A 12,879-nucleotide genomic window follows, 5' to 3' on the forward strand; every position below is an offset into this window, starting at 1 on the left:
ATGCCCCTGCTTGTCTCATTTCTTCAAAATAAGAGCCGCGGCTTTGTAAGTCGCTGCTCAAGTTAAAACTACGGCGCCGGTTGAAGCCTGCGCCGCAGCATTTACGGGCACAACGGTCCTGCTTTTACTGCAACGTCAGTTACACGCCGCTTTGCAGCAACATGTTACGGATGTGACCAATGGCCTTAGTCGGGTTCAGGCCTTTGGGACAAACGTTGACGCAGTTCATGATCCCGCGGCAGCGGAATACGCTGAACGGGTCATCCAGCGAAGCCAGACGCTCGGACGTCTTGGTGTCGCGGCTGTCTGCCAGGAAGCGGTACGCTTGCAGCAGTGCAGCTGGACCCAGGAATTTGTCCGGGTTCCACCAGAAGGACGGGCACGAGGTCGAGCAGCAAGCGCACAGGATGCACTCGTACAGACCGTCGAGCTTCTCGCGCTCTTCCGGGGACTGCAGACGCTCGATGGCCGGAGCCGGCGTGTCGTTCTGCAGGAACGGCTTAACTTTCTCGTATTGCTTGTAGAAGATGCTCATATCGACGACCAGGTCACGGATAACCGGCAAACCTGGCAGAGGACGAACGATCAGCTTGTTGCCTTTAACCACGGCCGACAGCGGCGTGATGCACGCCAGGCCGTTTTTACCGTTGATGTTCATGCCGTCGGAACCGCACACACCTTCACGGCAAGAGCGACGATAGGAGAAACCTTCGTCCTGCTCTTTGATCAGTGCCAATACATCGAGCACCATCAGGTCTTTACCGCCGGTATCAACCTGGAATTCCTGCATGAACGGCGCAGCGTCCTGATCAGGGTTGTAGCGATAAACACTGACTTTCAACATGGCAGTCACCCTTAGTAAGTCCGAATTTTCGGTTCAAACGTCGGAACCGTCTTCGGCGAGAAGTTCACAGCACGCTTGGTTACGCGCTTGTCACCCGGGAAGTACAGGGTGTGGCACAACCAGTTTTCGTCATCGCGATCTTCAAAGTCTTCACGGGCGTGGGCACCACGGGATTCTTTACGAACCTCGGCAGCGATCGCAGTCGCTTCAGCCACTTCCAGCAGGTTTTGCAGTTCAAGGGCTTCGATACGAGCGGTGTTGAACGCCTGGCTCTTATCGTTGATCTTGACGTTGGCGATGCGCGTGCGCAGGTCAGCCAGTTGGGCGATGCCCTTCTGCATGTACTCACCGGTACGGAACACACCAAAGTAGTTCTGCATGCAGCTTTGCAGCTCGCGACGCAGGGTAGCCACGTCTTCGCCATCGGTTCGCTCGTTCAGAGCGTTCAGACGCGCCAGGGCAGCTTCAATGTTGGCGTCGGTAGCGTCGTCGTATTCGATGCCGTCGGTCAGCGCCTTTTCCAGGTGCAGGCCGGCCGCACGACCGAATACCACCAGGTCGAGCAGCGAGTTGCCGCCCAGGCGGTTCGCGCCGTGTACCGATACGCAAGCCACTTCGCCTACCGCGAACAGGCCGTGGATGATCTCGTCCACGCCTTCGGCATTCTGGGTGATCGCCTGGCCATGAATGTTGGTCGGCACGCCGCCCATCATATAGTGGCAGGTCGGAACAACCGGAACCGGAGCCAGTACCGGGTCAACGTGAGCAAAGGTCTTGGACAGCTCACAGATACCTGGCAGGCGGCTGTGCAGCACTTCCTCGCCCAAGTGATCGAGCTTGAGCATCACGTGGTCACCGTTCGGGCCACAGCCGTTGCCGGCGATAATCTCTTTAACCATGGAACGGGCAACAACGTCACGACCGGCCAAGTCTTTGGCGTTCGGCGCATAACGTTCCATGAAACGCTCGCCGTGCTTGTTGATCAGGTAACCACCTTCACCACGGCAACCTTCGGTCACCAGTACACCGGCGCCGGCGATGCCGGTTGGGTGGAACTGCCACATTTCGATGTCTTGCACCGGTACGCCGGCACGCAGTGCCATGCCGACGCCGTCACCGGTGTTGATCAGGGCATTGGTGGTCGATGCGTAGATACGGCCTGCACCGCCCGTCGCCAGCACGGTAGCCTTGGCGCGGATGTAGGTGGTTTCACCGGTTTCGATGCAGATGGCAATCACACCGACGAATGCGCCGTCAGCGTTCTTCACCAGGTCCACCGCGTAGTACTCGTTCAGGAACGTGGTACCGGCTTTCAGGTTGCCCTGATAAAGGGTGTGCAGCAGCGCGTGACCGGTACGGTCGGAAGCAGCGCAGGTACGGGCAGCCTGGCCACCTTTGCCGTAATCCTTGGACTGACCGCCAAATGGACGCTGGTAGATACGACCTTGTTCGGTACGGGAGAACGGCAGACCCATGTGGTCCAGCTCGAACACCGCCGCCGGGCCTTCCTGACACATGTATTCGATAGCGTCCTGGTCACCGATGTAGTCGGAACCCTTGACGGTATCGTACATGTGCCAGCGCCAGTCATCGTTCGGGTCGGCGGACGCGATGGCGCAGGTGATGCCACCCTGGGCCGACACGGTGTGGGAACGCGTCGGGAATACCTTGGTGATCACGGCAGTCTTGTGACCGCCCTGGGCCAGTTGCAGCGCAGCGCGCATGCCGGCACCGCCGCCACCAATAATAATGGCGTCGAAGGAAATAGTTGGAATGTTAGCCATGGATCAGATACCCCAAAGAATCTGCACACCCCAGACGAAGTAAGCGAACATCGCGACGCCGCATACTGCCTGGAAGAGAAAACGCACTGCGGTCGCGGACTTGCCCAGCGCCATTGGCGTGAGGTAGTCGGTCGCGATGGTCCACATGCCGACCCAGGCGTGAGCGCCCAGGGCTACAAGGGCCAGCAGACTGAAGATGCGCATGGCATTGTGGGAAAACAGGGCATGCCATTGCTCATAGCCGATGCCCGGATTGGCCACGAGGTATCCGATCAGGAAAATGAAATAAGCCGCGAGAACGACCGCAGACACACGCTGTGCCATCCAGTCATAGAGGCCCGAACGCGACAGATTCGTTACGCTGGTTACCATATCCAAACTCCTGCCAGAACGATCAGCACCACGGAAATGGCGATGATGATTTTCGAGCCCAGGCGGCCGCCTTCCAGCGTCTCGCCAATGCCCATGTCCATGATCAAGTGGCGCACGCCGGCTACCAGGTGATACAGCAGAGCGGACAAGAGACCCCATGCTACGAACTTGGCCAGCGGACTGGTCAAGCATGCCTTCACCTCGGCGTAACCTTCCTCGGAACCCAGGGATTTGCTCAATGCATAAAGCATGATGCCCAAGCCCAGGAACAGGATGATGCCGGAAACACGGTGCAGGAACGACGTAACGCCGGTGATGGGGAGTTTGATGGTCCTTAGGTCTAGGTTTACAGGTCGTTGGCTATTCACGGCTTTTTTTCACACTGAAGAGCCCCTAACAATCAGGGCAAAGTTGTTGGGGAGTGCGACTGGTCAGGTAAGCACCACCCAGGGAGTGCGACCCCCAATGAAAGCAAGCCCAAAAGCCCTTGGCGGTCGGTGGCCGAGTATAGACAGTTAGGTTACTAATGACAACGCGCGCACCTCACCCTAATAGCGGATTGCGCTGGCGGGATAAAAGGCGTAAATGGCAGGCAATTTCGAGGAAAAAGTACGGTTAAAGCCTTCTGGGGCAAGACTTTAGGCAAATTGACATCTGAATTTATCTCACTATAGTGGTGCGGGCCCTGCGTGGGGGGTCTGTCTGATGATTTGAAGCATAAATAGGAGGCCACATGGCTGACAAAAAAGCGCAGTTGATCATCGAGGGCGCAGCCCCCGTCGAGCTGCCCATTTTAACCGGCACCGTTGGTCCCGATGTTATCGACGTACGGGGCCTGACGGCCACGGGCCGTTTCACTTTCGACCCAGGCTTCATGTCGACCGCCTCTTGCGAGTCGAAGATCACCTATATCGACGGCGACAATGGCATCCTGCTGCATCGGGGCTACCCGATCGAGCAACTGGCTGAAAAGTCGGACTATCTGGAAACCTGCTACCTGCTGCTAAATGGCGAACTGCCAACAGCCGAGCAAAAAGCCCAGTTCGTCAGCACTGTGAAGAACCACACCATGGTTCACGAGCAGTTGAAGACGTTCTTCAACGGCTTCCGTCGCGACGCCCACCCAATGGCCGTCATGTGCGGCGTGGTCGGCGCCCTGTCGGCCTTCTATCACGACTCCCTCGACATCAATAACCCGCAGCATCGCGAAATTTCCGCGATCCGCCTGGTTGCCAAGATGCCGACCCTGGCCGCAATGGTTTACAAGTACTCCATGGGCCAGCCCATGATGTACCCGCGCAACGACTTGACGTACGCGGAAAACTTCCTGCACATGATGTTCAACACCCCGTGTGAGATCAAACCGATCAGCCCGGTGCTCGCCAAGGCCATGGACCGGATCTTCATCCTCCACGCCGACCACGAACAGAACGCCTCGACCTCCACCGTGCGCCTGGCAGGCTCTTCGGGTGCCAACCCGTTCGCCTGTATCGCCGCCGGCATCGCTGCACTGTGGGGCCCTGCCCACGGCGGTGCGAACGAAGCCGTATTGACCATGCTCGATGAAATCGGCGATGTCTCGAACATCGACACCTTCATCGCCAAGGCCAAGGACAAGAACGATCCGTTCAAGTTGATGGGCTTCGGTCACCGGGTCTACAAGAACCGCGACCCACGCGCCACCGTCATGAAACAGACCTGCGACGAAGTGTTGAAGGAACTGGGCATCAAAAACGATCCGCAACTCGAACTGGCCATGCGCCTGGAAGAGATCGCCCTGACCGACCCGTACTTCATCGAACGCTCGCTGTACCCGAACGTCGACTTCTACTCGGGGATCATCCTCAAGGCGATCGGCATTCCAACCAGCATGTTCACCGTGATCTTCGCCCTGGCGCGGACCGTGGGCTGGATCTCCCACTGGAAAGAAATGCTCTCCAGCCCGTACAAGATTGGCCGCCCGCGCCAGCTGTACACTGGCTACGAGTCGCGTGACATTACCAAGCTGGAAGATCGGCACTAAAACGCAGCCAAATAAAACGGCCTCTTGATGAGGCCGTTTTTTTGGGCTGCGTTTTAGTGAACTGAAAGCGCCAAGCCACAAGCCGCAAGCAAAAAAATATCCCTGCATCTCTACAGGGATATCTCTCTACACAACACCACTTCTAACTTGCAGCTTGTAGCCAGTCGCTTGCAACTGCCTCAATCAATGACTCACCGCCCCACTCGCCCCCAGGCCAGTCTGCGAACGCACAAACTGCGGGAAGTACAGCGCACGCTCTTTCTCTGCCGCCGCCGACTTGTCGGTGATGGAGAAGAACCAGATGCCGACGAATGCAATGATCATCGAGAACAGCGCCGGGTACTCGTACGGGAAGATGGCTTTTTCGTGGTGCAAGATCGACACCCAGATGGTCGGGCCCAGCACCATCAAGCCCACGGCACTGATCAGGCCCAGCCAGCCGCCGATCATGGCGCCACGGGTGGTGAGGTTTTTCCAGTACATGGAAAGCAGCAACACCGGGAAGTTACAGCTGGCGGCAATGGAGAACGCCAGGCCCACCATGAACGCGATGTTCTGGCTCTCGAACAGGATGCCAAGACCAATCGCCAGTACTGCCAAGGCGATGGTGGTGATCTTCGACACGCGAATCTCGTCCTTATCGTTGGCCTTGCCTTTCTTGATCACACTGGCATAGAGGTCATGGGACACCGCCGACGCACCGGCCAGGGTCAAACCGGCAACCACCGCCAGGATGGTGGCAAACGCCACGGCCGAGATGAAGCCCAGGAAGATACTGCCACCCACCGCGTTGGCCAGGTGCACCGCTGCCATGTTGTTACCGCCCAGCAAAGCGCCTGCAGCATCCTTGAAGGCCGGATTGGTGCTGACCAGCAGGATCGCGCCGAAGCCGATGATAAAGGTCAGGATATAGAAGTAGCCGATGAAGCCAGTTGCATACAGCACGCTCTTACGCGCTTCCTTGGCGTCGCTTACAGTGAAGAAGCGCATCAGGATGTGCGGCAGGCCCGCGGTACCGAACATCAGTGCCAGGCCCAGGGAGAACGCGGAGACGGGGTCTTTCACCAGGCCGCCGGGGCTCATGATCGCTTCACCTTTAGGGTGAACCTTGATCGCCTCGGAGAACAGCATGTTGAAGTCGAAGTTGACGTGTTTCATGACCATCAGGGCCATGAACGACGCGCCGGACAACAGCAGCACCGCCTTGATGATCTGCACCCAGGTGGTCGCCAGCATGCCGCCGAACAACACGTACATGCACATCAAGATGCCGACCAGGATCACCGCTACGTGGTAGTCCAGACCGAACAGCAGTTGGATCAGCTTACCGGCGCCGACCATCTGCGCGATCAGGTAGAACGCCACCACCACCAGGGAGCCACAGGCCGACAGGCTGCGGATCTGGGTTTGCCCGAGGCGGTAGGACGCCACGTCGGCAAAGGTGTATTTACCCAGGTTACGCAGGCGCTCAGCGATCAGGAACAGAATGATCGGCCAGCCCACCAGAAAGCCGATCGAGTAGATCAGACCATCATAGCCAGAGGTGTACACCAGCGCGGAAATCCCCAGGAAGGACGCCGCCGACATGTAGTCACCGGCAATGGCCAGACCGTTCTGGAAACCGGTGATCTTGCCGCCGGCTGCGTAGTAATCGGCCGCCGACTTGTTACGCTTGGAAGCCCAGTAAGTGATGCACAGGGTGGCACCGACGAATGCGATAAACATCAGGATGGCCGAGATGTTCAGCGGTTGCTTATGCACTTCACCGGTCAATGCGTCCGCCGCCCAAACGGCAGGAGCAAAAAGCGAAGCGCCGAATACTGCCAGTAGACGACGGATCATTGCGCAGCCTCCTTGAGAATCGCATTGTTCAGATCGTCAAACTCGCCATTGGCCCGACGCACGTAAATGCCGGTCAGAATGAAAGCGGACACAATCAACCCGACGCCCAAGGGAATGCCCCAGGTAATCGACGAACCGGGGCTGATTTTGGCCCCCAGTACTTGTGGCCCGTAGGCGATCAACAGGATGAAAGCGGAGTAAAGCCCTAGCATGATTGCCGAGAGAATCCAGGCGAATCGTTCCCTTTTTCTCACCAGCTCCTTGAAACGCGGGCTGTTTTGAATCGAGAGGTAAATGCTGTCGTTCATTGTTTTTATCCTCGCAGCACAGCTTTTTTATTATTGGAACATAGCCACTGTATGCGGCTGCGGAACTGGTTCCAGACGACCTTAGTAGTAGAACCACATGACGGTTGCCGCCAACATTGAACTGATTAAATTGACGGCCCCTTGCCCTGAAACGACAAAACCCGCCTGGCGCGAACGCCAGACGGGCTTGTAAGGTGCTGTTTAGAGCGTTGTACGTTATTTAGCGGTCCACTCAGCCACACGCTCAGGGTGCTTGGCAACCCAGTCCTTGGCCGCCGCGTCAGGCTTGGCGCCCTCCTGGATAGCGAGCATGACTTCGCCGATTTCGTCCTTGGAGGCCCACTGGAACTTCTTCAGGAAGGCCGCGACTTCCGGCGCTTTCTTCTCCAGGCCCTTGCTGCCGATGCTGTTGACGGTTTCAGCAGCGCCGTAAATCCCTTTTGGGTCTTCCAGGAAACGCAGTTTCCACTTGGCGAACATCCAGTGCGGCACCCAACCGGTGACGGCGATGGATTCCTGCTTGTCTTCTGCGCGGGTCAGCTCGGCGATCATTGCGGCGCCCGAACTGGCTTGCAGCTTGTAATCGAGGCCGTACTGCTTGATGGCTTCGTCGGTCTTGAGCATCACGCCTGAACCGGCGTCGATGCCGACGATTTTATTCTTGAAGGTGGTGTCGGTTTTGAGGTCTTCGATGGACTTGGCCTTGACGTACTCCGGCACGATCAAGCCGATCTTGGCATCCTTGAAGTTGGGGCCGTAGTCGACCACCTTGTCCTTGTTCTTGGTCCAGTACTCGCCGTGGGTCACGGGCAGCCAGGCCGAGAGCATGGCATCGAGCTTGCCGGTGGCCACGCCCTGCCACATGATCCCGGTGGCGACCGCTTGCAGTTTCACGTCATAACCGAGCTTTTGCTTGATCACTTCCGCCGCCACGTGAGTGGTGGCAACGCTGTCCGACCAGCCATCCACGTAGCCGATGCTCAGGGTTTTGCTGTCGGCACTGGCCAGTGTGGAGCTCATCGCAACTACCAGAGTGGCAGCTGCGCCCAAGAGTCGTCGCATCTTCATCGTACTTCCCCGAAAGTGCTGCGCCCGACGGATGTCGAGCGACGTCAACCTGTTGTTATGTGGTGCACCGCGCCCCCCTCACGCGCATCGATCCGGTGGCTGCGACATCAGTGGAATGCTGACACTTCGATCATCAACCTCACGAGGCCAACGTCCTGCTCTGGCAGCGACCTTATACAAGCAAGAAACGACATCACATCGCCAGCAGCGCATTTCTGCGAACATGGCGTCAAAATTCCGCCCGAACTTTGCATGTCAAAATCATGCAGCCCCACTGGCAAGGGGCAAATCCGGGTAAGATGCGCGCCTTTGCTCCCCAGATAAGCCGACCATGCCCGCGAATGCCCGCTTCCCTGCCCTGCCCTATTTCTTCGCTCTGATCCTTGGCCTGCTGGCCCTTGTCGGCTACTGGTATGGCCTCGGCCGGCCGGTGGTGCTGCCGGACGTCGCCAGCGCCAGCCACAAGCTGCAATGTGCCTCCTACACCCCGTTCGACAAGGACCAATCCCCCTTCGACCAACCGTTCACCCTGCGCCCCGCACGCATGGACGCTGACCTGGCCCTGCTGGCCACCCGCTTTGAATGCATTCGCACGTACTCCATGACCGGCCTGGAAGCCCTGCCGGCGCTGGCGCGCAAGCACGGGTTGAAATTGATGATCGGTGCCTGGGTCAGCAGCGACCCGGTCGCAACGGAAAAAGAGGTCGACCTGCTGATCACTTCGGCCAACGCCAACCCCGATGTGGTCACTTCGGTGATCGTCGGCAACGAGGCCCTGCTGCGCAAAGAAGTCACCGCCTCGCAATTGGTGCGGCTGATCCAAAAAGTCAAAAGCCAGATCAAGCAGCCGGTGACCTATGCCGATGTGTGGGAGTTCTGGCTGCAACACCCCGAAATCGCCCCGGCGGTGGATTTCCTGACCATTCACCTGCTGCCGTACTGGGAGGATGACCCGTCCGGCATCGACCAGGCCCTCAAGCATGTGGGCGATGTGCGCCAGACCTTCGGTAACAAATTCGCGCCCAAGGATGTGCTGATCGGAGAGACCGGCTGGCCGAGCGAAGGCCGTCAGCGGGAAACCGCGGTGCCGAGCCGGGTCAACGAAGCCAAGTTCATGCGCGGCTTCGTGGCCATGGCCGAGGCCAATGGCTGGCACTACAACCTGATCGAAGCCTTCGACCAGCCATGGAAACGCGCCAGTGAAGGCGCGGTCGGCGGTTACTGGGGGCTGTTCGATGCCGATCGCCAGGATAAGGGCATCCTCGCCGGGCCGGTGACCAACGTGCCGTACTGGCCGCTGTGGCTGGGCGTCGGGGGCATCATTGTGTTGGCTACGTTGACGCTGGGGGGGCGCGTGCGCAGTGCGCGCAACGCTATTGCGCTACCCCTGCTCGGTGCCGTCGCCGCCTGTTCCATCGGAACCTGGGCGGAACTCACCCGCGTCACCGCCCGCTTTAATGACGAATGGGCGTGGGCTGGCGTGCTGGTGGCGTTGAATCTGCTGGTGCTGGCTCATGCCGCGTTGGCATTGAGCGCCCGGGAAGGTTGGCGCGAGCGGGCCTTCAACTGGCTGGAGCAACGTGCGGGTTGGCTGGTGGCGATCGCCGGTTTTGCCGGTGCGGTGATGATGCTGGCGTTGGTGTTCGACCCACGATATCGCAGCTTCCCAAGTGCGGCGCTGGTGCTGCCAGGCTTGGTATATCTGCTTCGCCCTGTGAGCGGGCCGCGACGGGAGATCGCGCTGCTGACCTTCATCATTGGCGCCGGCATTGCGCCGCAGCTGTATCGCGAAGGGTTATTGAACCAGCAGGCTTGGGCTTGGGCGCTGGTCAGTGTGTTGATGGTCGCAGCCTTGTGGCGATGCTTGCGGATGCACAAGGCTTAAGACCCCATCAGCGCATGCCCCCTCCCACACTGGCAATGCGCTCTCATGTGGCGGGGGGCTTGCGCACCAACCGTAACCCCGCAATCACCACCGCAAACACCGCAAACGTGGTGTTGTACAACGCCAGCGCGGGCAAACCAAAGACCATCGCCAACACCGCCAGCCCCCATCCCGCCCGCCCCGGCACGAAAAACCCGAGCACCGCGGTGATCAACGCCGCCCAGCCCAGCACCTTGAAGTGAATCATCAACCCAAGGTTCCCACGCAGTTGGCATTCCCAGCGGCTGGCCTCGTCCACGCAAATGCCCACCCAGCGGCCATCCTCCATAAAGCCGTAGCGCGCGCCATAACTGGCGGCGAGCCATAACGGCAAGGCAATAAGCAGCAAAATCAGCGGCAAACGACGGGACATGGAGGTACTCCGATAGGCAAAAACGGCGCCCAGCTTAATGCTCCGACGGCCGTTAGCAAGGGACATACACACAATTAGTGTTCATAGATGCGTGGCAAAGTGTATCGTCTGGCTACTATTACCCCGATTCCGACGTTATTTTCCGACTTTTCGTGCCGTGTACTGGCACTTCGGACGTTACGCGGTGGTCATAGCCTGCGAACTTCATCAAGCACGTTTCCTCTTAGGGATTAAGTCATGCTCCGTTCCTTGCGCTGTGCTGCCTTACTGGGCAGCCTTTTTTTGAGTGCGTCAGCACTGGCGGTCGACATCGACCAAGCCAGCTATGGCTACCCTTTGACCAACCCGTTCGAAGCGACCATCGCGACCACCCCGCCTGACCTTCGGCCAAAATTGCCAACCGACGACGAGATCAACCAGTCCGACTACACCCTCAACATGCGCCCCGAGCGCGAGTTCAGCCTGCCGGACAACTTCTGGGCGGTGAAAAAGCTCACCTACCGCATCGCCAAGCAGGATCGCGCCGCGCCGCTGATCTTTCTGATCGCGGGCACCGGTGCGCGGTTTGACAGCAGCATCAACGAATACCTGAAAAAACTGTACTACCAGGCCGGCTACCACGTGGTGCAACTGTCGTCGCCCACCAGCTTTGACTTCATCGCCTCCGCATCGCGCTTCGCCACCCCCGGCATCAGCCAGGAAGACGCCGAAGACATGTACCGCGTGATGCAAGCGGTGCGCGCGCAGAACGCTTCGCTGCCGGTGACCGACTTCTACCTCACCGGCTACAGCCTGGGTGCGCTGGATGCGGCCTTCGTCAGCAAACTGGACGAGACCCGTCGCAGCTTCAACTTCAAGAAAGTGCTGCTGCTCAACCCGCCGGTCAACCTCTACACCTCGATCAGCAACCTCGACAAACTGGTCCAAACCGAGGTCAAGGGCATCAACAACACCACCACCTTCTATGAACTGGTGCTGAACAAGCTGACCCGCTACTTCCAGCAAAAGGGCTACATCGACCTCAATGACGCCCTGCTCTACGACTTCCAGCAATCCAAGCAGCACCTGACCAACGAACAGATGGCCATGCTGATCGGCACCTCGTTCCGCTTCTCGGCAGCCGACATCGCCTTTACCTCGGACTTGATCAACCGCCGCGGCCTGATCATTCCGCCCAAGTATCCGATCACCGAAGGCACCAGCCTCACGCCGTTCCTCAAGCGTGCGCTGCAATGCGACTTCGACTGCTACCTCACCGAGCAAGTGATCCCGATGTGGCGCGCGCGCTCCGACGGTGGCAGCCTGCTGCAGCTGGTCGATCAGGTCAGCCTGTACGCCCTCAAGGACTACCTGCACGCCAGCCCGAAAATCGCCGTCATGCACAACGCCGACGACGTGATCCTGGGCCCGGGCGATCTCGGCTTTTTGCGTAAAACCTTCGGCGATCGCCTGACCGTCTACCCGCTGGGCGGCCACTGCGGCAACCTTAATTACCGCGTCAACGCCGACGCCATGCTGGAGTTCTTCCGTGGCTAAATATCTTTTGCTGCTCGCCGCGCTGATGTGCGCAGGCGTCGCCAATGCCGACAACAGCAAGGCTCACGAACCGGTCACGGTCGGCGCCGATGGCTTCAAGGAGCCGCTGACCAAGCTCAAGTTCAACCCAGGCCTGGACCAGCGTGAATTCGAGCGTTCGACACTCACCGCGCTTAACGTGTATGACCCGCTGGAAGCGTGGAACCGTCGTGTGTACCACTTCAACTACCGCTTCGACCAATGGGTGTTCCTGCCCGTGGTCAACGGCTACACCTACGTTACGCCAAGTTTCCTGCGGACCGGCGTGAGCAACTTCTTCAACAACCTGGGCGATGTGCCCAACCTGTTGAACAGCCTGCTGCAACTCAAGGGCCACCGTTCACTGGAAACCACCGGGCGCCTGCTGCTCAACACCACCGTCGGCATCGCCGGCCTGTGGGACCCGGCCACCGCCATGGGCCTGCCACGCCAGAGCGAAGACTTCGGCCAGACCCTGGGCTTCTATGGCGTACCCGGCGGCGCGTACCTGGTGCTGCCGATCTTCGGCCCATCAAACCTGCGCGACACCGGCGGCCTGCTGGTGGACTACACCGCCGAATCCCAGATCAACTTCCTGAACGTCTCCGAAGTCAGCTCCAACCACCCGGAAATCTGGGCCCTGCGCGCGGTGGACAAGCGCTACCAGACCAGCTTCCGCTACGGCCAGATGAACTCGCCGTTCGAGTATGAAAAGGTCCGGTATATCTACACCGAATCGCGCAAGTTGCAGATTGCCGAGTAAACAACGCGCACAAAAAAGGCCATT

12 protein-coding genes are annotated in these 12,879 nt (G+C 58.9%); 4 read left to right on the forward strand and 8 right to left on the reverse strand.

What is annotated here, in order from left to right:
- Positions 1 to 139: 139 nt before the first annotated feature.
- From KZX66_RS02855 to sdhC, 4 genes are read right to left on the reverse strand one after another with little or no spacing between them, the layout of a single operon-like run.
- Positions 140 to 844: a succinate dehydrogenase iron-sulfur subunit gene (locus tag KZX66_RS02855; RefSeq protein WP_003172807.1), complete on the reverse strand. Its 705-nt coding sequence runs from the start codon at positions 842 to 844 to the stop codon at positions 140 to 142.
- Positions 845 to 855: 11 nt separating this feature from the next.
- Positions 856 to 2,628 carry a succinate dehydrogenase flavoprotein subunit gene (gene sdhA, locus KZX66_RS02860; protein WP_248076227.1) on the reverse strand — a complete coding sequence of 591 codons (1,773 nt, stop codon included), beginning with the start codon at positions 2,626 to 2,628 and terminating at the stop codon, positions 856 to 858.
- 3 nt (positions 2,629 to 2,631) lie between these two features.
- On the reverse strand, positions 2,632 to 3,000 hold the full coding sequence (gene sdhD, locus KZX66_RS02865) for a succinate dehydrogenase, hydrophobic membrane anchor protein (protein WP_044273013.1): 369 nt from the start codon (positions 2,998 to 3,000) through the stop codon (positions 2,632 to 2,634).
- Positions 2,994 to 3,368, reverse strand: coding sequence for a succinate dehydrogenase, cytochrome b556 subunit (gene sdhC, locus KZX66_RS02870; RefSeq protein WP_003172804.1), 375 nt, complete (start codon positions 3,366 to 3,368; stop codon positions 2,994 to 2,996). The genes sdhD and sdhC overlap by 7 nt, the downstream gene beginning before the upstream one ends.
- Positions 3,369 to 3,733: 365 nt before the next feature.
- Here sdhC and gltA point away from each other — a divergent pair, with 365 nt between their 5' ends.
- On the forward strand, positions 3,734 to 5,023 hold the full coding sequence (gltA, locus tag KZX66_RS02875) for a citrate synthase (protein WP_034137560.1): 1,290 nt from the start codon (positions 3,734 to 3,736) through the stop codon (positions 5,021 to 5,023).
- 183 nt (positions 5,024 to 5,206) lie between these two features.
- Here gltA and KZX66_RS02880 read toward each other — a convergent pair whose 3' ends face one another.
- The 3 genes from KZX66_RS02880 to KZX66_RS02890 all read right to left on the reverse strand — a co-directional run bounded on the left by KZX66_RS02880 (position 5,207) and on the right by KZX66_RS02890 (position 8,241).
- Positions 5,207 to 6,865, reverse strand: coding sequence for a cation acetate symporter (locus tag KZX66_RS02880; RefSeq protein ID WP_248076229.1), 1,659 nt, complete (start codon positions 6,863 to 6,865; stop codon positions 5,207 to 5,209).
- Positions 6,862 to 7,173: a DUF485 domain-containing protein gene (locus tag KZX66_RS02885; RefSeq protein ID WP_003190001.1), complete on the reverse strand. Its 312-nt coding sequence runs from the start codon at positions 7,171 to 7,173 to the stop codon at positions 6,862 to 6,864. The genes KZX66_RS02880 and KZX66_RS02885 overlap by 4 nt, the downstream gene beginning before the upstream one ends.
- A gap of 216 nt (positions 7,174 to 7,389) precedes the next feature.
- Positions 7,390 to 8,241 carry a glycine betaine ABC transporter substrate-binding protein gene (locus KZX66_RS02890; RefSeq protein WP_248076230.1) on the reverse strand — a complete coding sequence of 284 codons (852 nt, stop codon included), beginning with the start codon at positions 8,239 to 8,241 and terminating at the stop codon, positions 7,390 to 7,392.
- 331 nt (positions 8,242 to 8,572) lie between these two features.
- Between KZX66_RS02890 and KZX66_RS02895 the strand changes: the two genes are divergently transcribed.
- Positions 8,573 to 10,126 carry a glycosyl hydrolase family 17 protein gene (locus KZX66_RS02895; RefSeq protein ID WP_248076232.1) on the forward strand — a complete coding sequence of 518 codons (1,554 nt, stop codon included), beginning with the start codon at positions 8,573 to 8,575 and terminating at the stop codon, positions 10,124 to 10,126.
- 43 nt (positions 10,127 to 10,169) lie between these two features.
- Here KZX66_RS02895 and KZX66_RS02900 read toward each other — a convergent pair whose 3' ends face one another.
- Positions 10,170 to 10,538, reverse strand: a complete 369-nt coding sequence (locus KZX66_RS02900; RefSeq protein ID WP_248076234.1) for a hypothetical protein — start codon at positions 10,536 to 10,538, stop codon at positions 10,170 to 10,172.
- A gap of 237 nt (positions 10,539 to 10,775) precedes the next feature.
- Here KZX66_RS02900 and KZX66_RS02905 point away from each other — a divergent pair, with 237 nt between their 5' ends.
- Complete coding sequence (locus tag KZX66_RS02905) at positions 10,776 to 12,074, forward strand: serine/threonine protein kinase (protein WP_248076237.1); 1,299 nt, start codon at positions 10,776 to 10,778, stop codon at positions 12,072 to 12,074.
- The gene (locus KZX66_RS02910) at positions 12,067 to 12,855 is read left to right on the forward strand and encodes a VacJ family lipoprotein (protein WP_248076240.1); all 789 of its coding nucleotides are present in this window, start codon (positions 12,067 to 12,069) and stop codon (positions 12,853 to 12,855) included. The genes KZX66_RS02905 and KZX66_RS02910 overlap by 8 nt, the downstream gene beginning before the upstream one ends.
- The last annotated feature ends 24 nt before the right edge of the window (positions 12,856 to 12,879 follow it).

The sequence above is a fragment of the Pseudomonas sp. EYE_354 genome (assembly GCF_023148575.1).
GTDB lineage: Bacteria > Pseudomonadota > Gammaproteobacteria > Pseudomonadales > Pseudomonadaceae > Aquipseudomonas.

Excerpts from the sequence above, each read along its gene's own strand:
- KZX66_RS02855 (WP_003172807.1), bottom strand. The coding sequence starts at position 844 with ATGTTGAAAGTCAGTGTTTATCGCTACAACCCTGATCAGGACGCTGCG.
- sdhA (WP_248076227.1), bottom strand. The coding sequence starts at position 2,628 with ATGGCTAACATTCCAACTATTTCCTTCGACGCCATTATTATTGGTGGC.
- sdhD (WP_044273013.1), bottom strand. The coding sequence starts at position 3,000 with ATGGTAACCAGCGTAACGAATCTGTCGCGTTCGGGCCTCTATGACTGG.
- gltA (WP_034137560.1), top strand. The coding sequence starts at position 3,734 with ATGGCTGACAAAAAAGCGCAGTTGATCATCGAGGGCGCAGCCCCCGTC.
- KZX66_RS02880 (WP_248076229.1), bottom strand. The coding sequence starts at position 6,865 with ATGATCCGTCGTCTACTGGCAGTATTCGGCGCTTCGCTTTTTGCTCCT.
- KZX66_RS02885 (WP_003190001.1), bottom strand. The coding sequence starts at position 7,173 with ATGAACGACAGCATTTACCTCTCGATTCAAAACAGCCCGCGTTTCAAG.
- KZX66_RS02890 (WP_248076230.1), bottom strand. The coding sequence starts at position 8,241 with ATGAAGATGCGACGACTCTTGGGCGCAGCTGCCACTCTGGTAGTTGCG.
- KZX66_RS02895 (WP_248076232.1), top strand. The coding sequence starts at position 8,573 with ATGCCCGCGAATGCCCGCTTCCCTGCCCTGCCCTATTTCTTCGCTCTG.
- KZX66_RS02900 (WP_248076234.1), bottom strand. The coding sequence starts at position 10,538 with ATGTCCCGTCGTTTGCCGCTGATTTTGCTGCTTATTGCCTTGCCGTTA.
- KZX66_RS02905 (WP_248076237.1), top strand. The coding sequence starts at position 10,776 with ATGCTCCGTTCCTTGCGCTGTGCTGCCTTACTGGGCAGCCTTTTTTTG.